Annotated in this window: 18 protein-coding genes, 4 pseudogenes and 3 CRISPR repeat arrays; of the genes and pseudogenes, 15 read left to right on the top strand and 7 right to left on the bottom strand. The window is 69.8% G+C overall.

Annotated features, from left to right (window positions below; translation table 11 throughout):
• Positions 1-257: 257 nt before the first annotated feature.
• Positions 258-662, bottom strand: coding sequence for a hypothetical protein (locus ORI94_RS33850; RefSeq protein ID WP_266082737.1), 405 nt, complete (start codon positions 660-662; stop codon positions 258-260).
• A gap of 24 nt (positions 663-686) precedes the next feature.
• Positions 687-971: a type II toxin-antitoxin system prevent-host-death family antitoxin gene (locus ORI94_RS33845; protein ID WP_266082739.1), complete on the bottom strand. Its 285-nt coding sequence runs from the start codon at positions 969-971 to the stop codon at positions 687-689.
• A gap of 154 nt (positions 972-1,125) precedes the next feature.
• Between ORI94_RS33845 and ORI94_RS33840 the strand changes: the two genes are divergently transcribed.
• Positions 1,126-2,016, top strand: a complete 891-nt coding sequence (locus tag ORI94_RS33840) for a hypothetical protein (RefSeq protein WP_266082735.1) — start codon at positions 1,126-1,128, stop codon at positions 2,014-2,016.
• 62 nt (positions 2,017-2,078) lie between these two features.
• Positions 2,079-2,285 (top strand): annotated as a pseudogene (locus tag ORI94_RS33835) (restriction endonuclease); the annotation flags it as partial.
• 172 nt (positions 2,286-2,457) lie between these two features.
• Here ORI94_RS33835 and ORI94_RS33830 read toward each other — a convergent pair.
• The 4 genes and pseudogenes from ORI94_RS33830 to ORI94_RS33815 all read right to left on the bottom strand — a co-directional run bounded on the left by ORI94_RS33830 (position 2,458) and on the right by ORI94_RS33815 (position 5,046).
• Positions 2,458-2,682, bottom strand: coding sequence for a hypothetical protein (locus ORI94_RS33830; RefSeq protein WP_266082733.1), 225 nt, complete (start codon positions 2,680-2,682; stop codon positions 2,458-2,460).
• Between the two features lie 340 nt (positions 2,683-3,022).
• Positions 3,023-3,349 (bottom strand): annotated as a pseudogene (locus ORI94_RS33825) (ATP-binding protein); the annotation flags it as partial.
• 391 nt (positions 3,350-3,740) lie between these two features.
• Positions 3,741-4,406 carry an HNH endonuclease family protein gene (locus ORI94_RS33820; protein ID WP_266082731.1) on the bottom strand — a complete coding sequence of 222 codons (666 nt, stop codon included), beginning with the start codon at positions 4,404-4,406 and terminating at the stop codon, positions 3,741-3,743.
• A 241-nt stretch (positions 4,407-4,647) separates the two neighbouring features.
• On the bottom strand, positions 4,648-5,046 hold the full coding sequence (locus ORI94_RS33815) for a peptidase inhibitor family I36 protein (RefSeq protein WP_266082729.1): 399 nt from the start codon (positions 5,044-5,046) through the stop codon (positions 4,648-4,650).
• Positions 5,047-5,568: 522 nt separating this feature from the next.
• Here ORI94_RS33815 and ORI94_RS33810 point away from each other — a divergent pair.
• Positions 5,569-6,066 carry a lamin tail domain-containing protein gene (locus ORI94_RS33810; protein WP_266082727.1) on the top strand — a complete coding sequence of 166 codons (498 nt, stop codon included), beginning with the start codon at positions 5,569-5,571 and terminating at the stop codon, positions 6,064-6,066.
• A gap of 61 nt (positions 6,067-6,127) precedes the next feature.
• On the opposite strand, the pseudogene ORI94_RS33805 reads toward ORI94_RS33810, so the two are convergent.
• A pseudogene (locus ORI94_RS33805) lies at positions 6,128-6,421 on the bottom strand (TetR family transcriptional regulator C-terminal domain-containing protein); the annotation flags it as partial.
• Positions 6,422-7,713: 1,292 nt separating this feature from the next.
• Positions 7,714-9,573: direct repeats of the CRISPR family, unit length 29 nt; unit sequence CGGAACACCCCCGCGTCGGCGGGGAGGAC.
• Between the two features lie 169 nt (positions 9,574-9,742).
• Here ORI94_RS33805 and ORI94_RS33800 point away from each other — a divergent pair.
• The 12 genes and pseudogenes from ORI94_RS33800 to ORI94_RS33745 all read left to right on the top strand — a co-directional run bounded on the left by ORI94_RS33800 (position 9,743) and on the right by ORI94_RS33745 (position 25,065).
• Complete coding sequence (locus tag ORI94_RS33800) at positions 9,743-12,595, top strand: CRISPR-associated endonuclease Cas3'' (RefSeq protein ID WP_266082725.1); 2,853 nt, start codon at positions 9,743-9,745, stop codon at positions 12,593-12,595.
• A 126-nt stretch (positions 12,596-12,721) separates the two neighbouring features.
• Positions 12,722-14,341, top strand: coding sequence for a type I-E CRISPR-associated protein Cse1/CasA (gene casA, locus ORI94_RS33795; protein WP_323056114.1), 1,620 nt, complete (start codon positions 12,722-12,724; stop codon positions 14,339-14,341).
• A gap of 81 nt (positions 14,342-14,422) precedes the next feature.
• The gene (gene casB / locus ORI94_RS33790) at positions 14,423-15,052 is read left to right on the top strand and encodes a type I-E CRISPR-associated protein Cse2/CasB (protein ID WP_266082722.1); all 630 of its coding nucleotides are present in this window, start codon (positions 14,423-14,425) and stop codon (positions 15,050-15,052) included.
• Positions 15,049-16,176, top strand: a complete 1,128-nt coding sequence (gene cas7e, locus ORI94_RS33785) for a type I-E CRISPR-associated protein Cas7/Cse4/CasC (RefSeq protein ID WP_266082720.1) — start codon at positions 15,049-15,051, stop codon at positions 16,174-16,176. Before casB ends, cas7e begins: the two co-directional genes overlap by 4 nt.
• A complete protein-coding gene (cas5e, locus tag ORI94_RS33780; protein ID WP_266082718.1) occupies positions 16,173-16,967 on the top strand; it encodes a type I-E CRISPR-associated protein Cas5/CasD in 795 nt (264 codons plus the stop codon). Before cas7e ends, cas5e begins: the two co-directional genes overlap by 4 nt.
• Positions 16,964-17,614, top strand: coding sequence for a type I-E CRISPR-associated protein Cas6/Cse3/CasE (gene cas6e / locus ORI94_RS33775; RefSeq protein WP_266082716.1), 651 nt, complete (start codon positions 16,964-16,966; stop codon positions 17,612-17,614). The genes cas5e and cas6e overlap by 4 nt, the downstream gene beginning before the upstream one ends.
• Before the next feature lie 56 nt (positions 17,615-17,670).
• Positions 17,671-18,618: a type I-E CRISPR-associated endonuclease Cas1e gene (gene cas1e, locus ORI94_RS33770; RefSeq protein WP_266082714.1), complete on the top strand. Its 948-nt coding sequence runs from the start codon at positions 17,671-17,673 to the stop codon at positions 18,616-18,618.
• The gene (cas2e, locus tag ORI94_RS33765; protein ID WP_266082712.1) at positions 18,618-18,935 is read left to right on the top strand and encodes a type I-E CRISPR-associated endoribonuclease Cas2e; all 318 of its coding nucleotides are present in this window, start codon (positions 18,618-18,620) and stop codon (positions 18,933-18,935) included. The genes cas1e and cas2e overlap by 1 nt, the downstream gene beginning before the upstream one ends.
• A gap of 17 nt (positions 18,936-18,952) precedes the next feature.
• Positions 18,953-19,896: a CRISPR direct-repeat array (repeat unit 29 nt; unit sequence GTCCTCCCCGCCGACGCGGGGGTGTTCCG).
• A gap of 91 nt (positions 19,897-19,987) precedes the next feature.
• Positions 19,988-21,542: direct repeats of the CRISPR family, unit length 29 nt; unit sequence GTCCTCCCCGCCGACGCGGGGGTGTTCCG.
• Positions 21,543-21,772: 230 nt separating this feature from the next.
• Positions 21,773-22,195: pseudogene (gene tpg / locus ORI94_RS33760) on the top strand (telomere-protecting terminal protein Tpg); the annotation flags it as partial.
• Between the two features lie 192 nt (positions 22,196-22,387).
• The gene (locus ORI94_RS33755) at positions 22,388-23,395 is read left to right on the top strand and encodes a DUF6292 family protein (RefSeq protein ID WP_266082710.1); all 1,008 of its coding nucleotides are present in this window, start codon (positions 22,388-22,390) and stop codon (positions 23,393-23,395) included.
• Between the two features lie 565 nt (positions 23,396-23,960).
• The gene (locus tag ORI94_RS33750) at positions 23,961-24,341 is read left to right on the top strand and encodes a DUF3846 domain-containing protein (protein WP_266082708.1); all 381 of its coding nucleotides are present in this window, start codon (positions 23,961-23,963) and stop codon (positions 24,339-24,341) included.
• Between the two features lie 145 nt (positions 24,342-24,486).
• Positions 24,487-25,065, top strand: a complete 579-nt coding sequence (locus ORI94_RS33745; RefSeq protein WP_266082706.1) for a hypothetical protein — start codon at positions 24,487-24,489, stop codon at positions 25,063-25,065.
• The last annotated feature ends 243 nt before the right edge of the window (positions 25,066-25,308 follow it).

The raw sequence follows: 25,308 nt of genomic DNA, 5'->3' as shown, positions 1-25,308 counted from the left end.
ACCGTGCTGCGCCGCAGCGACGACTACTCAGTCGCAGTCCGCGCGCTGTTACCCCGGGCCGACCGTCCACCGGCTGCCGGTGGACGGTCGGCCATGCAGTTCTCGTGGAGGATTGAACGCTCGCTGCCAGGGCGGCCCACATTCTCATCGGCTTGGCTATGCACCTATCAGCGGCTGGCGGTGATCACTCGAGTAGCGCACGACTTCGTGGGGCCCCACGCGCGGCCGACTGGGAGTGGGCAGAAGTGGCTGGGTGACTACAGGCGGCTGTAGTTGACGGGTATGCCCACGGTTGCGACTTCGTCTTCGCCGAGGATGTGTACGACCATGAGGCCGTTGGGCTTCCCGGTGCGCATGGATTCCATCCAGCTCATGGGCCGGTAGAAGATGTAGTACTGCCAGCCGTGCCTTCCGGGGCCCTTCTCCTCCACCGTTTCGCCTCTGGCTTCCGCTGCCAGGAGCTGCCGCCGACGCTCCCGCGTGATCCCGCGCCTCCACAGCAGGTTGCCCAGGCCCACTCGGCCCTCATCTGCGTCCGTGGAGTTGTCTGGGGCACGCGAGAGGCTGGTTTCGGCAACCAGCAGGAGTTCCTCGCAGACATCTAAGTCCAGCCGGTCCATGTCGGCCTGCGCCTTGGGGCTGAACTCGCAGGGTATGAGCACCCCATAGTTATATCTTAATCACCGTCAGTTGCCGCTGCGGCGGCGTTCGTTGAGTCGCTGGCGCATGGTCGCCATGTCGGCGGACTCGCTGTAGTTGTCCTCGAGGTCTGCCGCGGCTGCCAGGCCCTTCAGGGCGATGCTCTCCACTTCGGCGTTGGAGAGGGGCTGGATGACGGCGACGTAGCGGCCGTGTTTGGTGACGACTGCGGGGCGGTTCGTCTCGTTCACCTGGCGCACGATGTCGCTCGCGCAGTTGGAGAGCTGGCGCATGGTCACGACGCGGACATTGTCCAACCGGATGTCGGGCACGACGGACAACCTCCCTTCCTGCGACTTGTACCTCAAGTTGTACCTCAACTTGTAGCTACAATTATGCCCACACCTCGACTGTCCATGCAGGACTTGAGCAAGCCAGAGACGCACAGCCTGTCCCGGTCGGCCTTCTCATGGGGAGTGAGCAGCGGTGGCGATCTACGAGCAGCAAACCGGTGCTGACCAGGCGCAACCGGAAGAGCACGGGGTCTCGGTCCGTGGAGCGGCCCGGTGGCTGGTGACGTCCTACGCCGCTCTGGCTGCCCTGCTGGTCGCCGGCATCCAGCTCAAGGGTGTGACCAGCATCACATCCGAGTGGCGGCTCGCAGTGGCTCTGCTTGCCGTGCTCATAGCTTTGCTGGCCACCAGTACCGTCATCGTCTCTGCCAGCCGGGTCCTCATCGCGCCGACCCTGACCTGGAACGATCTTGTCCGGCGTGAGACCAAAGAGATGACACGAAGGCCGACGACTCCAGCGGAAATTCTCGACGAGGCTCCGCCCAAGCAGGACCCGCTGCTGGCCGAGCTCAAGTGGTTCACCCAGATCCAGCCCGTGCAGTTCACCAGCCCCCGGGATCTCCGTCAGAAGCTCAGCGCCGCGAGAGAAGACCTCAGCAGCAACCCCAGCGATGGGCTGAGGGAGCAGGTGCTGCAGTACGAGCAAGCGGCCCAGGCCTGCCTGCAGCAGGCCAACGCCTGGTGGTCGCGTCAGCTGTACGAAAAGCTCATCACCCTGTTGAAGTGGTCAAGCACAGTGATCGCCGTGTGCATCCTGGTCTTCCTCTGGGCTTCGCGGCCACCCCAGGAGCCAGCCAAGGTCAGTAAGCCATTCCCGGTGAAGGTCTACCTGCAGGGCTCCAAAGCTGCCGCCACCGCGGCCAAGCTCGATGCGGCGTGCCTACGGCAGGTACTCAGCGGATGGGCGGTCGACGGGGCAATCAATGAACCCGAGGTCGTGACTCAGCCACGGGGGGCCTGCCCGGCCAGCCGGTTCACCGTGTCGGACGAACTGGGCGTCGCCGTTCCCACAGCAGCCAAATAGCAGAACTTCCGCAGCCCGACCCCGGCGAAAGCTGCCTGCCCCGACCCGCGGCCGCGTGAGGAGGCACGGGCCGCCCCGTCCACCAGGCGGACGTCGTCGTCATGGTCACCAACGGTCGCATCACCGACCCCGGCCGCACCTTCGCCCGGCAACAGCGCCTCCACCTCGTCGACCGCCAGGTCCTGGCGCAGTGGGCGACCGGCTCACGCCCCTTATGGGAACTGCTGGGCGCGGTACCCCCACCGCGGCGGCCGACAGCACGCTCGTGACAGCTGCTCCACCCGCAGTGTCTCGACCGATAGGACGGGCCCTGCTGCCCGTTCGGTTTAGTACATCAGTTCCTCAAGGGGGTGCCAGTGCCGAAGGAATGCGCTCGACCCGATACGGCGGTTCCAGCTGATCTAAAAGTTGTTCCGTAAGTGGTTCCGTGGTCGGTGGGCTTCAGAGGAGGGCCAGCGGGACGTCCTTCTCGACACAGAGCCGCAGGACGCCTGCCATCTGGCAGGCGTCCTCGGTGTGTTGTTGGAGGAGCTGGTCACCGCCCTCCCATGCGCATTGGTCAGTGATCGCCTCCAGCCGGACCAGAATCGACGCGCACTCGGCAGGCGAGAGGTCGTCACCGCCGTCATCCGGATGATGGGCGTTGACCCCTGATGTTGAACACACGAGACACTGGATCCTGAGGATCTGAGAACGGACATCTCGGATGGGACGAACCCCTCGGTCTCGGCCAGACGCCGCCGGACCGCGGCAAAGCCGCTGTAGGACCAGGAGACATCCGGACTGCTGTTGTCTTCGTCGCCCGGAAAAAGAACCAGTCCCATGCGCCCTTCCTGCTTGCCGAGCACACAGGATCGAGGACATGGGGCAGCGTCGGCAACTGGGATGATCTCGGTGTGGCTGGTGTGATCACGGCGTCGGATGACGTGCGGGAGCCCGGCCAGTGTGGGTTGTCCAGGTACTCGTCTGAGTGCACCACCGAGTACGAAGCTATGTGCACCACTGCTCAGGCCACGTCGGTGTCCCGTTCGATGGCCTGGAGACGGTTCTTGAGCCGGTAGCTGTTGCCGTTGATCGGGACGACTTCGCAGTGGTGCAGGAGGCGGTCGAGGATCGCGGTGGCGAGGACTTCGTCGCCGAAGACCTGGCCCCATTCGCCGAAGGTCTTGTTCGAGGTCAGGATGATCGAGCCCTTCTCGTAACGCTTGGAGATGACCTGGAAGACCAGGTTCACCTCGGCCCGCTCCAGTGGCTGGTAGCCCACCTCGTCGACCACGAGAACCGCGGGGCGGAGGTAGCTGGTGAGTTTGCTGGTCAGCCGGCCCTGGTCCTCGGGCCCTCCAGGCGGCAGGCCGCCACTCGGAAGAAGACCGCCGCAAAGGCAGCCGACCGCAAGCCGCGTCGCAGCGCGTAGCACCTTCGTCCAGCGACGGGATGCGTGAGGAGGAGCGGGCCCTTGCGTCCCGCGCTCGTGCCGGGGAGCGGGGGTGCCCGACAGTGCGCGGGAGGCGGGGAACAAGTGATGGTCGGGTGTGGTTGTGGAAGGCGTGGTTGTGAAGGGGACAGTGTCCCCGGGCCTCACCTATTGCCTGCAGGGACGATCGTTCGGCTGAAGCCCTGCAGAGCCTTTCGCCGCGTAGGCGACCGTCCTTCACGATCACGCATCTGATGCAGTCCCGCCCGGGTTACCGGGCGGGACTGACTGCTGTACGGCGTGAGGATGGTCAGGAGGCCGGCTCGTAGGTGACGGTCTGGTCCGGGCAGGCTGCGGCCAGATTACTGAGGGCGGTGAGTTCGGCGGTGTCGGCGGTCAGGTTCCAGCGGAGTTTGGTGCCGGCCCATTCGGCGGCGTAGCGGCAGTGGGCACCGGGGGCGGGCGGCAGCCACTGGGCGGGGTCCTGGTCAGCCTTGCTCCGGTTGGAACGCGCGGTGACCGCGACCAGGCTGGTTGCGGCGCCCTGGTCGTTGGCGTAGGCCTCCCGGCGCTGCGCGGTCCAGGCGGAGGCGCCGGAGTCCCAGGCTTCGGCAAGCGGGACCATGTGGTCGATGTCCAGGCCGGAGGGCGCGGTGACCCAGGTGGCGTCGTAGTAGGACCACCAGCGTCCGCCGGTCAGGCGGCAGCCGGCAGTGATGGTGGGTGGATCGACGGCTTCGGTGATGAGGACTTCGGCTCGGGTGTTGCAGCCGTCGTCCGGGTCGTCGCCGGTGTTCCAGTGGCGGAAGCGGTCGCGGCTGTAGCCGTCGCGGGACTCGGTACCCGCGGGCAGTCGGCTGACGGCTTCGGGCAGGGACAGGGTTTCTTGCGCGGCGTGCGCGGAGGCGGGGGAAACGGCGAAGGACAAGACGGCGAGCACCGCGGCGACGAGGCCGCGCAACACAAGGGTGACCATGTCCTGTTGATAGCGGCCCGCTGGGAGGTGAAGCGGGCTTCGGCCCAGGAGACCACCCGAGTGAGTGCAATGGTCGTACCGGCACGATGCGGCCAACGCATTGGGGCAACCGCGAAGTTACTGGCACCTCAGACTGCTGCCGGCATCAGTGGGCGTGGGCTCACTTACACCCATGGGCAACCGCCGCCGGATAGGGCCGGGAACCTGACGTACCGGCCCCGGCGCTGGCGGGGGTGGATGGTCAGCCGCAGTCGTTGCGGTTGATCTTCAACGAGCGGGTCTGGTCGTTGAGGTTGTAGCCGCGCAGGTCGTGGATGGAGCCGCCGCTGCGGGTGACGCACACCCACCGCCCGGAGTGGTTGCGCTTCTCGTACACGCGGGCGGTGCGGTCGGAGTTGTTGCGGATCGAGCTGCCGCGGTCACGGATCGCGGAGGGCAGGTCCTTCACGCTGCCGTCCGAGGCGCGCCGCACCCAGGGCTGGCCGCCGAAGTTGATCTCGGGGTAGATGCACACGTACCCGGACGGGCAGTCGATCGCAGCCCGTGCCGGGCCCCTCTCGCCGGAAGCGGAGGCCGGGGTGGCCAGCGGGCAGAGGGCCAGAGCGGCGACGGCTGCGGCACGCATAACGTTTTTGATCACGGCACTACACATACGGGGCATCAGGTACTGGACGGGACGGTTTGCCCGGAAGATCACCCGTGCGGAGGAGTAAAGGCGTCCACGTGACGAGCCCAACGCCCCACAATGCGCAGGAACGTCACGACAACCGGGCCGCAAGCAGGTTGCGGGCATGAGTCGCAGCTGCCACTGGTGCCCAGGGGAGGGACGGCGACGCGAAGACGTCCTCGATGTGCGGTGCCGGCATCGTCTGCGCTAAAGTCGATCATGAAGACGGGCAGTCCGCATCGGCGGCTGCTGTCTGTGCGTTGGTCGTCTAAGGAAAGATGCCCCGCTTCCTGCGGGGAGATGCAGGTGCAAGGCCTGCCCGGCGCTCCATACGAGGAACCCCGTACCGGCAGGCAGGTACGGGGTTCCCTGCTGTTCGGTGCCTGGCGGCGGTCACTCGAACGGGTGACGGGCCCGTCTCGTGTGCAACCAGAACGGCTGCACGCAGGTCCTCCCCATGCAGCACCGTTCGTTTCAATTGTGTGGGAGAACCTCTTGCGTACGCGCACCATCCTGGCCGCAGCCGTCACCGCCGGCACCCTGGCCGCCCTCGTTCCCGCCGTCTCGGCTCAGGCCGCCGAATACAGCTCGGCCCTGAAGATTCGCGGCATCCAGTACGACGCCCCCGGCCGGGACTCCAACAACTGCTCGACGGGCAACACCGACGAGGAATACCTGACGGTCAAGAACTACTCGTCCTCGGCGACTGTCAACCTCAAGGGCTACGTCGTCAAGGACGCCGCCGGCAACCGCTTCGCCTTCACCGCCAACCACTACCTGCAGCCCGGCGACTCCATCAAGCTGCGCGGCGGCCACGGCACCGACTCCGACACCAAGAACGTGGTCTACCGCGACAACTGCAACTTCCTGTGGAACAACGACAAGGACACCATCTACCTGTACAAGCCCTCCGGTGCCCGCGCGGACGTGCACTCCTACACCAAGCGCGACAACGACCGTGACGGCAACGGCTACATCAGCTACCACGGCTGAAGCCCGCAGCTCACGAGCCGACCTGCCTGACCTTCAGTGGTGAGCTGACGCCCCCGAGCCGCTACCGGACGAGGTGGTTCTCGATGTGGTCGATCACCGCTGACACGGCCTGCCGGTAGGCGGTGCTCGACCGGCGGACCTGGGACAGCAGCATGCCGCCCTGGATGGCGGCCAGCAGAGCGGTGGCGAGCGCGGGGGTATCGGCGCGCTCGCTCAGCTCGCCGCGTGCCTGCATGCGTGCGAGTCCCGACCTGATGGGGCCTTCCCACCGGTCGAAGGCAGAAATGAGGCTGGTCCGTGCCGACTGATCGCTGTCGGCGAGTTCGCTGGCGAGCGAGCCGATTTCGCAGCCGCCTTCACATTTCGAGGGCGGAACACTCCCGCGTCGGCGGGGAGGACATGAGGCGCGTTATCCCACAGTGCGCGTAGACCGGAACACCCCCGCGGCGGCAGGGAGGACGCTCGTAGCACGATCACGATCCGGTGCCCGGCCGGGAACACCCCCGTGTCGGCGGGGAGGACGCGGCGCCGGCCGCGAGTCCGCTGACGATGGACGGAACACCCCCGCGTCGGCGGGGAGGACACGTCGAGCGAGGCGAGGCGCGCGACGGCAGCCGGAACACCCCCGCGTCGGCGGGAGGACGAATTTCGTCTGGCCCTGAAATTCGCGTTCCGCGGAACACCCCCGCCTCGGCGGGGAGGACGCGCCGAGGTCGTCGGTGTGCGGGCTGGCGAGCGGAACACCCCCGCGTCGGCGGGGAGGACGCCCGGACCACGGTCCCGTCCTCCACCAGCGACGGAACACCCCCGTGTCGGCGGGGAGGACGCCGGCTTGTTGAAGTTGAGCTCGCGCTCGAGCGGAACACCTCCGCGTCGGCGGGGAGGACGGCGGCAGGAACAGCGTCCGGTAGCTGGAGTACGGAACACCCCCACGTCGGCGGGGAGGACGCCGGAATCAGCATCGCCACCGCCATCGTCGCCGGAGCACCCCCGCGTCGGCGGGGAGGACGAGCGGATCATCGAGTCCATCGAGACCCACGGCGGAACACCCCCGCGTCGGCGGTGAGGACCGTCATGCGTTGAGACTGACACACGCGTGCAGCGGAACACCCCCGCGTCGGCGGGGAGGACGAGGAGGAGCTGTACGCCAACCCGGCCCGCACCGGAACACCCCCGCGTCGGCGGGGAGGACGGCCTGGTCCACACCGCGCGGGGCAAAGGCAGCGGAACACCCCCGCGTCGGCGGGGAGGACATCAACGGCGACACGGCCGTGGACGCCAACGGCGGAACACCCCTGCGTCGGCGGGGAGGACCCCCGGGGGCAGATCGACGGCCCCGTCAACGGCGGAACACCCCCGCGTCGGCGAGGAGGACAACGGCAAGTGGAGGCCGGAGTACACGAAGCACGGAACACCCCCGCGTCGGCGGGGAGGACCCCAGCGCCCCGAAGTACCTGAGCACCCCGGCCGGAACACCCCCGCGTCGGCGGGGAGGACCGCTGCCTGAGCGAGCACAACCACCGCGACTACGGAATACCCCCGCGTCGGCGGGGAGGACCAGGGCTCACGCACCCTCCGGCTCCGAGGTCTCGGACCCCCCGCGTCGGCGAGAGGACTTCATCCGCGCCGATATCGAGGGGAAGAGCATCGGGGCACCCCCGCGTCGTCGGGGAGGACGCGTCCCGCGCCACCTCCGTGATCGCGCGAGCCGGAACACCCCCGCGTCAGCGGGGAGGACCGGGCGGTCGGGAACGCCGGCCTGCTGCGCAACGGAACACCCCCGCGTCGGCGGGGAGGACCGCACCGGCTCCGACAGTCCACGCCGGGCCGCCGGAACACCCCCGCGTCGGCGGGGAGGACGGCCGCTACCCCCACGGCGGCCGGCCCCACCCCGGAACACCCCCGCGTCGGCGGGGAGGACCGGGCACCCCACTTCCACAGGTCCTCGCTGCGCGGAACACCCCCGCGTCGGCGGGGAGGACGGACCCACGACCGTCGCGATCTCCCATGCCACCGGAACACCCCCGCGTCGGCGGGGAGGACGACGACAGCGAACTCCGGGCCGCGGGGATCACCGGAACACCCCCGCGTCGGCGGGGAGGACGCCCTTGAGCTGGCCAACAACCTGAACACCACCGGAACACCCCCGCGTCGGCGGGGAGGACGTCCGGGACGACGTCGAGGCCCCAGACACCGTCGGAACACCCCCGCGTCGGCGGGGAGGACGTCATGGTCTGGACGCCGGAGCAGTTCGGGGCCGGAACACCCCCGCGTCGGCGGGGAGGACCGCCGGATCTGTTCCCGCATATCGCCGGTCTCCGGAACACCCCCGCGTCGGCGGGGAGGACGTGACGCGCGACGTACCCATATCCTTCGCGAGCGGAACACCCCCGCGTCGGCGGGGAGGACGCCAGCAGCCACCACCCGGCGCGGTCCGCCGCCGGAACACCCCCGCGTCGGCGGGGAGGACGTGACGCGCGACGTACCCATATCCTTCGCGAGCGGAACACCCCCGCGTCGGCGGGGAGGACCCCGCCCGGTCCCCGCCGTGCTCGACGTAGGCCGGAACACCCCCGCGTCGGCGGGGAGGACAAGCAACGTTCCCCAGCATCCCCGCAATGCAACGGAACACCCCCGCGTCGGCGGGGAGGACCTCACGCACTGCGGATTCACGTCGTCGACCTCCGGAACACCCCCGCGTCGGCGGGGAGGACGCCGGGGCCGTCGTGCCAAGGAGTGACTCCAGCGGAACACCCCCGCGTCGGCGGGGAGGACGGCCATCAACGAGGGCGCCGACCTGGGGCAGCTGGAACACCCCCGCGTCGGCGGGGAGGACGTGCGCAATCACTACTGTGCTCCACGTCTAGGTGGAACACCCCCGCGTCGGCGGGGAGGACGGCCAGGGCACGGCCCCCGCGATGCGGCGAGCCGGAACACCCCCGCGTCGGCGGGGAGGACGCAGTCCGTACCATCCCCACGCCCTACACACGCGGAACACCCCCGCGTCGGCGGGGAGGACAATCCTGCACGTACAGCCCCCAGCTCACCAGGCGGAACACCCCCGCGTCGGCGGGGAGGACGTCGCGTTGCCGGGCCCGCCATAGGTGGAACGCGGAACACCCCCGCGTCGGCGGGGAGGACTGGACCGAGACCCTGCGGAAGATGGACCCGAGCGGAACACCCCCGCGTCGGCGGGGAGGACGCCTCAGCCAGCTTCCGTGCCTCCCATGCCTTCGGAACACCCCCGCGTCGGCGGGGAGGACGCCGGCCCAGCCGGCGGGCGGGGGCGTGTCTCCGGAACACCCCCGCGTCGGCGGGGAGGACGCCTCACTGACCAGGTCCGCGTACCGGGCGACCGGAACACCCCCGCGTCGGCGGGGAGGACGATCCCGCCGGTATGAGTGGACGTCCGCACCGCGGAACACCCCCGCGTCGGCGGGGAGGACCTGTGCGCCGAGATCGGCCAGTCTCTGGAGCGCGGAACACCCCCGCGTCGGCGGGGAGGACCCTTTCTGACCTGCGGCTCAGGAAAGCCTTTGCTTTTCCTTTGCATTGGAGGAGGCTTTGCGGCGGGACGGGAGGGGGCGCATGTTGTCAGCTTAACGGGGCCGTGCTGTTGTCGGTGGGGGGTGGTTGAATGCCGGCTTCGATAGTGGGGTGTGGTCTGTTGGCTGGGGTGGAGGGGCTGATGGTGGGGGAGTGGGGGGCGCCGGATGAGTCGGTGTGGGGGAAGTCGCGGGGGTTGGATCCGGGGCTGGCGCCGTATCCGCTGATTCGGCATTTGTTGGATGCGGCAGCGATGGCGCTGCACCTGTGGGATGTCTTCTTGTCGGAGAACCAGCGGCTGCGGATCGCTGAGGGGATGGGGCTGGCGGGTGAGTGGGAACGTGCGCGGGCGGTTGTGGGACTGTGTGCGGGTCTGCATGACATCGGCAAGCTGTCGGGGTTTCAGTTCTGCTCCCGGCACGGCAGCCAGTACTTGAGCGCGGAGCTGGGCGGTGACCGGATAGGGATGAGCGCGCAGCGGTTCGGACATGATGTGGCCGGCCTGCAGAGCGTGGGGGAAGTGCTGGTAGGTCTGGGTTTTGCCGGTGACGGGGAGCTGAGGGTAGCGGAGCGGCTGGCCGAGGTCATCGGTGGTCATCACGGGCGTTTCCACCGGGCCGAGGACGGTATCGCTGCGGCGTTTTTGGGTGGGGCTGTCTGGGCGCGGCAGCGCAGTGCGCACGCCGCCGTGGTGCACGAGGTGCTGGGTGAGCCGGAGGCGCCGGGGGTGTTCAAGGCGCCGGCGGCGGTGCTGGTGACGGGGGTGGTCATTCTCGCGGACTGGCTGGCCAGCCAGGAGGACTACCTCCGCATGCGGCAGCGGGAGTTGGAGCCGGTGCTGGCGGATCACTTCGAGCGTTCCCGCCGGGATGCTCCTCGTCTGCTGGCGGGGGCCGGGCTGGCCCGGGTGGGGTTGCAGCGCACGGGGTTCGCGCAGGCGTACGGGATCCAGGGGGAACCGAACCCGTTGCAGCGCTCGGTGATGGAGGAGCTGCGCCAGGCGGTGGGTGAGGGGCATCGGGGCGGGATCTTGCTGGTCACCGCGGCCCCGGGGGACGGCAAGAGCGAGACGGCGCTGGAGGCCGAGCGGGTTTTGTCCGAGGCGTTCGGCACGCAGGGGTATGCGTTTTTGCTGCCGACGATGGCCACCAGCGATCAGATGCACGGGCGGATCGCGAGGGCGTTGCTGCGCCAGTCGGGTGAGGATGCCGGGCTGACCCTGGTGCACAGCATGGCCTGGCTGAACAGCGCTTATGCCGACGAGGACCTGGACGCACAGAGCGTGCTGACCTGCGACGGCGATGAGATGGGGGAGGGCAGCGGAAGGGCGGAGGCAGATCTGCGGCCGCAGCGGTGGCTGCGCGGGCCCAAGCGGCCGCTGCTTGCGCAGTTCGCGGTCGGCACGATCGACCAGGCCCTGATGGCGGTGTTGCCGGTGCGGCACAACGCGCTGCGGCTGCTGGCTCTGTCGGGCAAGACGTTCATCGTGGATGAGGCCCACGCCTATGACCCGTACATGCAGGTGCTGCTGGGCCGGTTGCTGAACTGGCTGGGGGCCTACGGGGTGCCGGTGGTGTTGTTGTCGGCGACGCTGCCGGCGTCGGTCAGCGACCGGCTGGTCAAGGAGTACCTGCAGGGCGCCGGCCACAAGGTGCGCGCTTTGAGCACACGGACGTTCCCGGCGCCCTACCCGGGGTGGCTGTATGTGGACGCTGACAGCGGCCGGGCGAGCCAGATCTCGCCTGCCCGCCGGCAGGAGCAGGCGTGTGCGCGGGGCATGGAGCTGGGCGTCGTGGTGGAGCCGGTCCAGCACGGCAGCGGTGGTGGTGCCCGGGCCCGGCTGGCGGTGATCGAACGCCTCCTGAAGCCGGTGAGCGAAAAGGAGGGCGGCACCGCCCTGGTGGTGTGCAACACCGTGGGCGACGCGCAGGAGACCTACCTCAGGCTGCGTGAACGCTTCGACGAGCGCTCCCACGAGCAGGGCGGAAGCGTGCAGCTGCTGCACGCCCGTTTCCCCGGCGACGTACGCGAGGCCCGCACGCGGGAGGTCACGCAAGGCCTGGGCCGCACAGGCCCGCGTCCGCTGCGCCGCATCGTGGTCGCCACCCAGGTCGTCGAGCAGTCGCTTGATCTCGATGCCGACATCGTCATCAGCGATCTTGCTCCGCTGTCCTTGCTGCTGCAGCGGGCCGGACGGTGCTGGCGGCATGAGAACCACTGGGCCCGGCACGGCTACCCCGGTGGCCGCGGCCGCCCGGCCTGGGCGGGCGGGCCGCAGCTGGTGGTGCTCGACCCGATCACGGGCGGCGGGAAGACGCCGGCGCAGTGGGGCGAGGTGTACTCCGAGCATCTCTTGGCCGCCACCTCCCGCACCCTTGCCGGAATCGAGAACGGAACCATCTCCATCCCGGGCGGCGTGCAGGACCTGGTCGAAGCCGTCCACGGAGACAACGAGGACTTCGACTGGAACACCCCGGGCGGCAGCGAAGCCAAAGCCTGGACCGCTCACAAGGGCAAGGAGATGGCGGAACGCAGCATGGCCGGCCTCCTCGCCGTCCCGCGCGCCCGGAGCGTTTCCGCACTGCACGACCTGCACAATCTGCCCGGCGAGGAAGACGAGTGGGAGGTGGCCACCCGACTCGGCGCCGACTCGGTGCGACTGCTGTGCGCCTACCTCCACAACGACGGCCGGCTGACCCTGGATCTGAAGGGTGAGCACCTGCTTCCCCAGGCCGCGCCGGACGGCAAGATGCCGGTCCCGTTGGTGCGGGAGGTGATGCGCCGCACTATGGCAGTCCGCGTCGACTGGCTCAAGGAAGCCGACCCCCACGACATCGCCCCGCCGAAGTCGTGGACCCAGCACCCGATGCTCGCAGACCTGCGCGTCCTCTACCAGCCCGTGCAGGGCGGAAACGCACAGCCAGTGAAGATCGGCGGCAAGACACTGCGGCTGGACGAGGACTGTGGTCTGGTGCGCCGCTAATACCAGTCACGGCCCGCCCTTGATACGGAAACCTGCAGGCCCGGGTGCATTGTCGGTGGAGGCTGCTTGAATGCCCGGACGATGCCAGGGCGGTGCTGCTGGGGGGCTTTGCCGTGCCGGTGCGTCATGGGCTCAAGGGTGTGGGAGGGGATGACGGTGGGTGGGGGATTTGATCTGCGGGTCGAGCCGTGGATTGCGGTACGTCTGCTGACCGGGGAGTCGGCGTGCATGGGCTTGTGTGAGTTGTTCCAGCGGGCGCACGAGATCGAGGATGTGGAGATCCCGGTGCCGCCGGCAGCAGCGGGTTTGATGCGGATCCTGGCGCCGATCGCGGCGAGGATCGCCGCCGACGGCGAAGACCGTCTCGATGATCCGGACGTTGCAGAGGACATCGAGGACTGGTTCGACCTGCGGGAGCGTGTCCTGAAGGCCGGCCGGTTCGATCCGCGCGCGGTGGAGGCCTACTTCGGCCGTAAGGACCTGGCGGGCCGCTTCGACCTGTTCCATCCCGAGCGGCCGTTCCTGCAGGATCCCCGCCTGATCACGGAGTGCGTGGACGCGAAGGGGGAGCCGAACCCTTCCGGGGTGAACAAGCTGGTGATGGGCCGTCCCACGGGAGTCAACGGGGCGGTGCTGTTCGGGCATTTCACCGACATCGCGCCTGTGCCGGTACCGGCCGCGCAGGCCGTCTGGCATCTGATCGCGCAGTTGTACTACGGGCCGTCCGGGCAGTGCACGCCCCGCCGGATCACCGACGTACGGGCGGGCAGCGGTGACGCGGCCCCACTGCGCAAATCTGTCTCCTACTTCCCATGGGGGCCGGAACTGTTCACCACACTGGTGCTGGCTGTGCCGAGCCCCCAGGCCGAGGTCGACTGGGAAGCGGAGGACGCCTGCCCGTGGGAGGAGGACCTCCATGATCCTCTCGAGGCGTTGCCGCCGATCACGTGGCCGGGCCGGATGCTGACCGGCCGGTTCCGTCATGCCGCGCTGCTCGTGCCGTCCGCGGACAGCCGGGCGGTGACGGATGCCTACCTCACCTGGTCGACACACGAGCCGCCGCAGAGGGTGCGTGACCCGTATCAGATCCTCGACCGGCGAGGGGACGGCGACTTCCAGCCCCGGGAGGCCGACGGGGCCAGGGCCCTGTGGCGGGATCTGGACTCGCTGCTGCTGAAGGACAGCCGTCAGGACGCCCGGCGCCCTCCGGCGCTCGAGCACCTGCCCAAGCCGTTGTTGCCGCGGCTGCGGGTGCGCGCCTACGGCTTCGACCAGGACGGTCAGCAAAAGGACAGCGTCTGGTTCCGGGCGACGACTCCTGCGGTCCTGAAGTGGCAGGAGGAGAACGACGCGGAGATGGCCTACCACGTCAAGCGCTGCCACACTGCTGCGGAGAAGGCCGGTGACCGGCTGGACTTCGCCGCGAGGATCGCCTGGAAGATCGCCACCGACACCAGCGTCGACCTCTCGCCGAAGGCCAAGATCAAGCTGGATGCCCGCAGGCCCGGCCCATGGGCTGCTGCCGCGCTGACCCGGTACTGGACGGCCGCGGAGAAAGAGTTCTGGCAACTCACCGACCCCGGCCACGCCACGGACCGGGTGGACAGGCCGTTCGTCGACGCAGCCCTTGCCGCTCTGGATGAGGCCATCGGCCAGGCCAACCGTGCGGACATCCGGGTGGCGCGTGCCCGTCACCGCGCCCGCGGCCTGCTGCTCGCCCTGCTGCAGCCGTCCGCCACTGACTGAACTTACGCCCGGCCGCGGCCCCGCGCGGACACGGTCGGCGCTTTGTCACCTCACCCCCTTTCCCCGCATCAGGGATGTCTCATGACCGATTCCATGCCGGCGGCATCCGCTCCGCCGCCCTCCAAGCCCGTCCGCGTCTCGGACCGGTTTGTCGCCTACGTGCACCAGTTGTGCGCCTCCACACAGACTCGTGCCGCCCTGCGGCGCGGACTCGGGCTGCCGGTGGAGCGGTGCACCTACCTGCACCGCTACCTGGTGCCGTGGCTGCGCGACCACGACGACCAGCACCACGGTGATGTCCGGCGGGCGTACTACGCAGTGGCCTCGCTGATCGCCGCACGCCCCCGCTCGGCCCGCGACACCACACCCGACCAGGACACGTCCGTGTCCTGGTACGAGCGGCCCAACCTGGGCGCCTCGCTCGGCCAGGCCGTCGCCAAAGGCGTGATGAAGGAGAACTCCGCCGAAAGTGCCCTTCACCTGATGGCCCGCCAGAGCAGCGACGCCATCCACCCGGGCCTGCCCGCCCTCATCCGCCAGCTCCTGGCCGGCGGCATCACCATCGACTGGGCGGTCCTGCTGGAAGACCTCGCCTGGTGGAACCGCAGCCGCGACCGTATCGCCACCCGCTGGCTGGAGAGCTACTTCCGCACCGCCAGCAACACCACCGACCCCGACCCCATCGATTCCGCCGAGGAGAACGACCGATGACCCTCTACCTGGACCTGAGCGCCCTGCAGTCGGTGCCCGCCGCCAACCTCAACCGTGACGACCTCGGCTCCCCCAAGCAGGTGCGCTACGGCAACGCTCCCCGTATCCGGGTCTCCAGCCAGTCCTGGAAGCGGGCCATCCGCCTCGGCGTCGAACAGGACCTCGGGGAAAAAGCCGCCCGCACCCGCCTGGTACCGGCGAAGGTGCAGCGCGCCCTGGAGAGCGCCAGCTGGCCCACCGAGCTGGCCGCGTTCGCCGGAGCACAGGTCGCCGCGAGCGCCGGGAAGAAGGGCATCGGCACGGAATCGGCCGGCCACACCTCGGTGCTGCTGTTCCTGCCGGAGGCGGCCATCGACGAACTGGCCACCGTGTGCACCGAACACCGCCACGCCCTGGAAGCGGCCCAGGGCAAGAAGAAGCCCGGCCAGATCCTGCCGCCCCAGCAAATCGAAGAGATCCTCAAGCGGCGCACCGCCTCCATCAGTCTGCTGGGCCGCATGCTCGCCGAGCTCCCGGACGCCAACGTGGACGGGGCGGCCCAGGTCGCCCACGCGTTCACCACGCACGCTGCCGAGCCGCAGCGTGACTACTTCACCGCCGTCGACGACTGGCTGGGCGAGGCCGAGACCGGCAGCGGTCACCTCGACACCGCCGAGTTCAGTGCCGGCGTCTTCTACCGCTACGCGACCGTCAACGTCGCCGACCTGCTGAAGAACCTGGACGGCGACACCAAGGCCGCCCGCACCGTCCTCAGCTCCTTCGCCGAACACTTCCTGCTCTCCCTGCCGCAGGCCAAGAAGAACAGCACCGCCCCCCATACCGTCCCGGACCTGGCCTACCTCGCCGTGCGCGCACACCGTCCCCTCTCCCTGGCCGCGGCCTTCGAAACCCCCGTCACCGGCGACCGGCACGGCGGCTTCTCCCAGCCCTCCCGCCAAGCCCTCAACGCCTACGCCGAAAACCTCAACCGCCTCACCGGCAACCGCAACCGCCGCTTCCACGGCCACACCGTCATCAACCCCGAAGAGAAGCACACTGGCCTCGGCACCGCCCACGACTCCTTCGACCAGCTCATCGACGCCGCCGTCGCCGCCGCCCTGCCCGCCGCAGGGGACCAGCAGTGAGCGGGCTTTTGCTGCGCCTGGCCGGCCCCCTGCAATCCTGGGGTGAACGCTCCGCGTTCACCCCAGTGCGGGACACCGCGCCCTTCCCGACCCGCTCCGCACTGATCGGCATGTTCGCCGCCGCCGAGGGCATCGGCCGCGACGAGGCAGGCCTGGAGCGCTACCAGGAGCTGCGGCTCACCGTGCGCGTGGACCGACCGGGCGTCCGGCTCGTCGACTACCACACCGCCGGCGGCGGCTTCCCCAAGGACCGCACCGCCGCCACCAGCGGGGGCAGCAACAAAGGCGCCGCCGTCGTCACCCGCCGCCATTACCTGTCCGACGCGGTGTTCGTCGTCGCCGTCACCGCAAATGACGAGACCATCGAGCGCCTCGCCGACGCCCTGAGCCACCCGCACTGGGCGCCTTACCTGGGCCGCCGCTCCTGCGTCCCCGACGAGCCGTTCCTGCTGCGCCGCCACGTCGACGACCCCGAGGAAGAACTCCGCACCCGGGTACCGCTCAGCCGCACCGCACCACAAGCCAAGGACAGCGACGGGCAAAAAGCCGACACGATTCCCGTGGAATTCCTCCTCGAACAGCCACCACCCACCAGCAGTCCCGGCGAGGCTGCGCCGGTCGACATCATCGACGTCAACGACGTGCCGGTGAGCTTCGCCCAGCACGGCCGCAGCCACACCGGCCGACGCCTCCACCGCACCCAGGTACCGGTGCCCCGCTTTCTGGCAGGCCCCCCACAGACCCTGATACAGCGCCTGATCGACTACGCCCACCTCGAGGAAAGCGCATGAACGACCACCCGGTGATCGCACGCATCCGCCTCAACCCGCACAGCCGCGACGTACAGCGCGACCTGCGCGACGCCACCCAGATGCACCGCACCGTCATGCGGATGGTCCCAGACAACCTCGGCGACGCCCCCCGACAGCAGGCCGGACTGCTGTACCGCCTGGAAGAGACCGAAACCTCCAGCACCCTCCTCGTCCAGGCCACCCACCTCGACCCCGCACGCCTGCCCACCGGCTACGGCCAGGCCGACATCAAAAGCCTCACCCCGATGTTCACCGCACTGCGCAAAGGCCTCGGCGTCCGCTACCGCATCATCCTCAACCCCACCAAGCGAGAAAGACTCCCCCTCCAGGAGAAGGGCACACGGGGACGGATCGTGCCGCTCTCCGGCGCCGACGCCGACCAGTGGTGGCTCCGCCGGGCCGCCGAAGCCGGCCTCGACCTCCACATCCTGACCCCCACCAACATGGAACCGGTCCGCCCCCGCGGCAAAGACGCCCCCCACATGCGCCACAGCCTGCTCCGCTACGACGGCACCGCCACCGTCACCGACCCCGACGCACTCAAAGACGCCGTCATCCACGGCATCGGACGCGGCAAACCCTACGGCGCAGGCCTGCTCAGCCTCGCTCCCGCGACAACCACGTGAGCGCGCCACGGCGGGGCGGTGATGCGCGCAGGCGCCTGGCCGCTCCCACCCTGGCCATGCTCCCCCGCGTCGCGGACTCCCTGTCCTTTCTCTACCTGGACATGGTCCGCGTGGTGCAGGACGACACCGGCGTGTGCGCGCAGATCCAGGTCGACGAACAGCGCACCGACCTCGTCTACATCCCCACCGCCGCCCTGTCCTGCCTGCTGCTGGGCCCGGGCGTGTCCATCACCACCCCGGCCCTGACCACCCTCGCCCGCCACGGCACCAGCGTCGTCTGCGTCGGAGCCGGCGCCGTCCGCACCTACGCCGGCATCCTCCCCGACTCCCTCACCACCCACTGGCTCGAACAACAGGTCGCGACCTGGGCCGACCCAGCACGCCGCCTCGACGTCGCCGTCCGCATGTACCGGATGCGCTTCAAGGACGCCGACGTACCAAAAACCGTCACCCTGGACCAGCTCCGCGGCATGGAAGGCCAACGCATGAAGGCCTTCTACAAGATCCTCGCGCAACAGCACGGCATCGGACGCTTCCGCCGCAACTACCGGCCCGACCAATGGGACACCCAGGACCCCGTCAACCTGGCCCTGTCCGCCGCCAACACCTGCCTGTACGGCATCGTCCACGCCACCCTGCTCGCCCTCGGACTCTCCCCAGCCCTCGGCTACGTCCACACCGGCACCCAGCACGCCTTCGTCTACGACATCGCCGACCTCTACAAAGCCGAGACCACACTCCCCCTCGCCTTCGCCCTCCACAACTCCGACAACCCCGAACAAGAAGCACGCCGGCGCTTTCGCGAAGACCTCCGACTCCTACGCCTCCTGCCCCGCATCGTCCAGGACGTCCAGTCCCTCCTGACCCCACCCCACACGACCACACCCGACGACGACGCCGACGAGGAACACTCCGAACGACGTGACGTGCGCATGGTCCACCTCTGGGACCCCAAAACCGGAGTCCTCCCCGCAGGCGTCAACTACGCCAAAGGAGGCAACTGATGCCCTCCATGGTCGTCATCGCCACCACCGCGGTTCCCGACCATCTGCGCGGAGCCCTCAGCCGATGGACCAGCGAAGTAGTACCCGGCATCTTCGTCGGCAGCGTCTCAGCCCGCGTACGCGACGAGCTCTGGCACACCGTCACCGAAGTCGTGGGCACCGGCGCAGCCCTCCTCGTACACCCCGCCCCCACAGAACAGGGCTACGCCATCCGCACTGCAGGAACCCGCCGTCGGATCCCCGTCGACTTTGACGGCCTTACCCTGATCCGTATGACCGCCGCACCAAAGGTAAAGGAAATGCAAACCCCCTCTTGAGGTGCAGGTCAGGAAGTGTCCTCCCCGCCGACGCGGGGGTGTTCCGGTTTCGCCGGCCGACCTGCGCCAGGTGGTCGAGTCCTCCCCGCCGACGCGGGGGTGTTCCGCACGACGGCCACGACGCCGATGGTGAGGGACCGTCCTCCCCGCCGACGCGGGGGTGTTCCGTCGAAGGTGGGGGTCATGTCGTCTCCTGTCGTGTCCTCCCCGCCGACGCGGGGGTGTTCCGCGGGCCGCACAGCTCTTCTGTGGCCCGAACTGGTCCTCCCCGCCGACGCGGGGGTGTTCCGTGGACACCGACCCCGTGTCCACCCCCACCCCGGTCCTCCCCGCCGACGCGGGGGTGTTCCGGCTGGAGACCATGACCGATACCCCGCCATCGTGTCCTCCCCGCCGACGCGGGGGTGTTCCGCTGCCGAGCCGCGTCGCCGGTCGTGCCCGAGCGTCCTCCCCGCCGACGCGGGGGTGTTCCGTAGGCCGGGGATGTCGCTGTGGAGACCGGTGTGTCCTCCCCGCCGACGCGGGGGTGTTCCGGCCCCGCACTGTCGCCCAAGTGCGGGGCCTTCGTCCTCCCCGCCGACGCGGGGGTGTTCCGGATGGGGCGGAGTTCGGCGGCGATGCGGTGGGGTCCTCCCCGCCGACGCGGGGGTGTTCCGAACGCTGTCTTGTTCGGCGTCTTCAGGATCTGGTCCTCCCCGCCGACGCGGGGGTGTTCCGACCAGGCGCTCGCCGCAACGCTCGCCGTGCTGGTCCTCCCCGCCGACGCGGGGGTGTTCCGCCGACACAGACCCTCCGCCTGTGCTCGGACCCGTCCTCCCCGCCGACGCGGGGGTGTTCCGACCTACACCATCACAGCGAGCGACGGACGCAGGTCCTCCCCGCCGACGCGGGGGTGTTCCGCCAAGGACGGCGAAGGAGCAGACGCCGCCGGCGTCCTCCCCGCCGACGCGGGGGTGTTCCGTCGTAGGCACCCATGTCGCTCCTCGGTTCGCGGTCCTCCCCGCCGACGCGGGGTGTTCCGACGCCAACCGTCGGCCGGGGCGCATCCCCCCGGTCCTCCCCGCCGACGCGGGGGTGTTCCCTCGGGAGGCGGCCTGTGAGCTCCAGGTACTGCGTCCTCCCCGCCGACGCGGGGGTGTTCCGGAGGGCCGCACCCTCCTGGTCGGCTCGGGCTGGTCCTCCCCGCCGACGCGGGGGTGTTCCGCGTGAGCGCACCCGCGCCGCCGAGCTGCTCGTGTTCTCCCCGTCGACGCGGGGATATTCCGTCGAGGGTGGCGATGACGAGGACGGCGCCGACATCCTCCCCGCCGACGCGGGGGTGTTCCGGCACCCCGGCCACCACGGCGGGGACAGGCCCGGTCCTCCCCGCCGACGCGGGGGTGTTCCGACCGGCAGCATGCGCGGCACCGTGCCGGTACCGTCCTCCCTGCCGACGCGGGGGTGTTCCGGCCACCCCAGGCGGACAGCAACGATGCCTGAGGTCCTCCCCGCCGATGCGGGGGTGTTCCGGCATGCGTCGAATCGACGACTCGCTGGCTGTTGTCCTCCCCGCCGACGCGGGGGTGTTCCGAGCGGAACCATCGCGGCACTCGGGTCGGACGCGTTCTCCCCGCCGACACGGGGGTGTTCCGCTCGTCAAGACTCCGCCCGTCAACCCGCCCTCGTCCTCCCCGCCGACGCGGGGGTGTTCCGCTGGAGAACACCGGCAAGGAGCCGGCGGCCCTGTCCTCCCCGCCGACGCGGGGGTGTTCCTTCAGCGAGGGAGTCATGCAGGGCTACCGCACGGTCCTCCCCGCCGACGCGGGGGTGTTCCGTCACACCAGCCTCAAGGGAGTGGCGGGGGGAAGTCCTCCCCGCCGACGCGGGGGTGTTCCGCGCATCGAGACCGAGGGCATGCTGCCCCCGCTGTCCTCCCCGCCGACGCGGGGGTGTTCCGCCCACCCCCGGCACGCCGAAGAAGGGATGATGGTCCTCCCCGCCGACGCGGGGGTGTTCCGCAGTGCGTGGCGCTCGGGATGGGACTTCCGGAGTCCTCCCCGCCGACGCGGGGGTGTTCCGGCCCACAAGACCCGCTCGCCGTCGCGGGAGTTGTCCTCCCCGCCGACGCGGGGGTGTTCCGGAGCAGGAGCGAGGCGTCCAGATCCGTCGAGCGTCCTCCCCGCCGACGCGGGGGTGTTCCGGCCCGCCCCTCACCCGAGGGCGTGACCTGCGGGTCCTCCCCGCCGACGCGGGGGTGTTCCGCCCGCGACCATGGGCCCCTTGTCGGTGCGGGAGTCCTCCCCGCCGACGCGGGGGTGTTCCGGCGGTGCTCGCCACCGTGCCGGACCCGGAGGGGTCCTCCCCGCCGACGCGGGGGTGTTCCGCGGAGCCTGCCGTGGACGTCGAAGACCTGCCCGTCCTCCCCGCCGACGCGGGGGTGTTCCGAGCACCAAGGACGCCAACCCGGACGCCGTCTCGTCCTCCCCGCCGACGCGGGGGTGTTCCGCAGAGCATCGGGGCGTCGAACCCCGAGGAGACGTCCTCCTCGCCGACGCGGGGGTGTTCCGCTCGAGCGGGTCCGGCCCGACGAGCCGATCACGTCCTCTCCGCCGACGCGGGGGTATTCCATTTTCTCTATGTCATCTAAGACGGCTGGTGCCGTCATCCTCCTGCCAGGTGGCCCGGAAGCTCTCGACGACTTCCTGGCTGAAGTAGTGGTTCCGGCCTACTGCGCACGCCACCTCCGGGTGCCTGCGTTGTGGCGGCTGCTGTGTGCGTTGGGCGTATCAGTGGGCGATGGTGGCCGCCGACGCACTGGTGCGCTGCATGATTCAGGCGCGGTTCACCACCCGCCGGCCCTTGTTCACCCGACGCAGCGCACGGTGGAGCGGTATGTCAAAGATCAGATCCGCCGGCCCCGTGCCGACCTTGTCCGGTGTCTGGAGGCCGCGGTGCGTGAGCGCTGGCAGCTCCGCGTCCGTGAACGCGCCCGGCGCCGGGCGGCCACCACCGGTCTCGTCGTCGACATCCGGGCCCGGTTCGGCTTCACCGCCGCGCCCGGTAGCACCGATGACGCCCGTATCCGCCACCTCACTCTGGTCCTGCCCCTGCACTATGCGGCCCGCCTGTTCGACGCCCTGGACGCCGGCGCCAGCGAACAGCAGCTGCGTACCCTGGCCGGGGAGGTGCTCGGGGAGGTGTACTTCCGCGGGGGTGGCCGCCGCGCCCATGGCCTGGGGGTGGAGTTCACCGGCGTCGAGCATGTGGAGTTCGACCTGTAGCAGTCGCGATAAAAGCGGCCGGCACCCTCAGTCCGCCCGGAGGCGGGTGGCACGGGTGCCGGCCAACCCAAGACACCGCCCGAGGGGCGTGTGCTCGGGCAGCAGCCTACCCTCGCCGCCCCCTGCCGGTAGTAAAGTTCGGTACTGTTTTCTTGATGAGTCCGGTGTTCGCCGGACCGTGGGAGGAACCCCATGATCCGCGCTGGACGCCAGCACCTGGTGCGCACCCTCGCCGACATTGCTGCGCAGCAGGGCATTGCCGTGCAGACCCTGATCAACTCGGGCCGCCTCAAGGCCGAAGGGTTCCCCGCTCCGCTGAGCGCGGGCCGGACCCGGCTCTACGACGGTGAGCAGGTCGACGCCTACCTCGCCGGGCGTCCCGTCCCGGCGCTGCCGACGCCAGACGATGACGATGACCTGCTGGACCGCCAGGAGGCTGCCGCACTGCGCGGGATCCCCCTGCACGCATGGGACCGCCACAAGAAGCACCCGGCCCTGAGTGAGCACATGGCGCTCGTCGGCGGAGTCGAGCACTGGCCCCGCCACGTCGTGCGCGACTACACCCCTGCCCCCCGCCCCCGTCCCAGCGGCGGCGGGGGCCGCCCGGCCGGCACCGGCGACCAGGTCCCGCGCGATCTGCTCCCGGCGCGCGTCGCGCAGCTCCTGGACGACGACCCCACCGTCACCGCGGCCGGTGTCACCGACCGGCTCGGCGTGCACCGCAACACCGCCCAGGCCGCGTTGACAGCCCTGCGCGCGGAGCGGATGGCCGACGTGATGGAGCAGCGCGGGGTGAGCGCCGCGCAGGCCGCCGCCGAACTCGGCTACCCGGCCGGCCTGACCCGCCGCGCGGGCATCCGGGCCGCGGCCGTCCTGCGTGGCCGCCAGGCCCGCCCCTACCTCGCTGAGGTCGCCCGCGCCCTGCACGTCCGCGGCTGGACCACCGCCGACACCTCGCCGGCCGTTCAGCACCCCGAAGACGACGAATGCGTCGCCGTGCTCGTCCTGGACGGCCCCACGGCGCCGACTGCGGCTCTGGTGTGGTCCCAGCGGCACGGCTGGCGCACCGCGGCCTCCCGCCGACACCCACTTGGCCGGGGCGCAGCCTGGCCCCCGCCCGGACCCGGGGTGCGCCACCTCGCCACCGGCACCACCCCCGACCCTGCCGACCTTGTAAAGGCCCTCGACAGCACCCGCTGACACCGGCGAGGGGCCCCTAGGACGTCCCTGGGGGCCCTCCGCCGTCTCTGCTGCGCAGCGGACGGCACGGGTGCAGCAGAGGCGCAGCAAGGGGCGGAGCCGCCGCGCCAAGCTCTCTTCCCAGTTGGGAGCAGCGGGCCGGGGCCCGGCCGCCGCGCCGCTGGGGGCGTGCCCGGGGTGCTGCGCACCCCAGACCGCGCGCTGCGCGCGCTCACGCCCGGGTGGGCCAGGCCGCCGGGCCGCTGCGCGCCCCGACCGCGCGCTGCGCACGCTCGCCCTGCCTTCCACCCTCGCCGGGCCCGCTGCGCGGCCTACCGGCGGCCCGCCCGGTACCGGGGCAGACGCTGCGCGCTGCCCCGCCGTCTGCGACGGCCGGACGGGACAGATCCTTACCGCTGCGCGGTGCGGATAGGCGGCACGACGACCGGGCCCCGGCCCGCTGCCTCAGTACGTTGACCTGCGGAAACGCTTGGATCGGTGCCTAAATCACGATACACTTTTCTTGTTGGTCGGCAGTGGCAGTCGACCAACACCCAAGATCACCACGCCCTGAAAGGGGACACCCATGCCCGCAGCATGCTTCGCGCTCGTCCTCCACCCTGACGCCTCGTTCCGGGTCATCGAATGGCCCCGCACCGGCGACACTCTCAACACTCTCTACCGCGAAATCGACTGCACCAGCATCACCGTCGTCGACCTTTCGTCTGAAGTCTCCATGTGGCTGGATGACGAAGGAATGCTCAAGAACTCCCCCGCCAACTTCCCGGCCCTTCAGCTCTACGCCCTTACCGCGCCCGTTCACCAGCCCTACCACGGCACCGCCGTATTCACCGGCGGCCCCGACGCCCGAGGCGACACCAAGGGACTCACCCTCGACAACTGCCACGCCCTTTTGAAGCTGGCCGGAATCGACGTTCCAAAGATTCCCGACCCGCGCACCAACTGACGCACCAAAAGCGGTGGGAGGCCCGCACAAGCCTCCCACCCCGCCCCTCCCCAGTTCCTTTCGCGCGCCGCCGGCCTGAGTTGAGCGCCCATCGAGGCCGCTCCTCACTGCCCCCATTTCGCGCGCCCACCCCACCAAAGGAATCATGATCCCGGTCAAGTGCACCGAGCTGCAGCGCACCGCCTACACCCAAGCCGTCATTGACCAGTGGCACGCGGCCACGGCCGACCAGAGGGCACGCGGCCTCCAGTGGTACGCCACGGCTCACGAATTCGCCGCAGAAATCGCAGCAGGAGAAACCCACAAAGGCGCGGGCGTCCTCGCCGCGCTCTCCGCCAACAAATCATGGGCCGAGAATTGCAGGCTGGCCCGTAAGGCATTTGCCGAAGGAACGGCGAGCGGACATGTCCGCGACGCAATCACCAAAGCCAACCGGATCATGACGGGCACCGACCCCAGCGAGGTCCTGCCCATGCACCTTAAAACGGGAGCCTTTTACCTGTGCATTGTCGACCCCAAGGATCCGGACGCCGTTGTGATTGACCGCCATGCGCACGACATTGCAGTACGCGAGATTTACGGTCAGCGAGATCGAGGGCTGGGAGCGGTCGGCCGCTACAACCTTCTCGCCGACTGCTACCGTGCTGCAGCACGGAAAATCGGAGAAATCCCCAGCAAAGTTCAGGCCGTTACCTGGGTGGCCCACATCGAGCGCAGCCGATAAAGGTTAGGGTGTGCGCTGGTTCCAGAGTTTATCCGGGATCTCAGTCTGAAGCACGGGGGTGGCCCGGTTCTGCCAAAGCTACATGGTGCATCACCTGATGCAGGGTCACCGGCCCGGGCCACCCCCTCCCCGTAGCTGCTCGGGCCGCAGGCCCGTTGGCCGTCCCGCGCAGCGGGGCCGGCTGTTGTGGTACGTAGTGCCACGGGGCGGCTGGAGCGCAGCGGAGGCCGCCCTTGCGGGGCC

Source organism: Streptomyces sp. NEAU-W12 (assembly GCF_026242095.1).
Lineage (GTDB): Bacteria > Actinomycetota > Actinomycetes > Streptomycetales > Streptomycetaceae > Streptomyces.
Note: the sequence above shows the minus strand (reverse complement) of the source record. Positions and strands in the feature narration are given on the sequence as shown.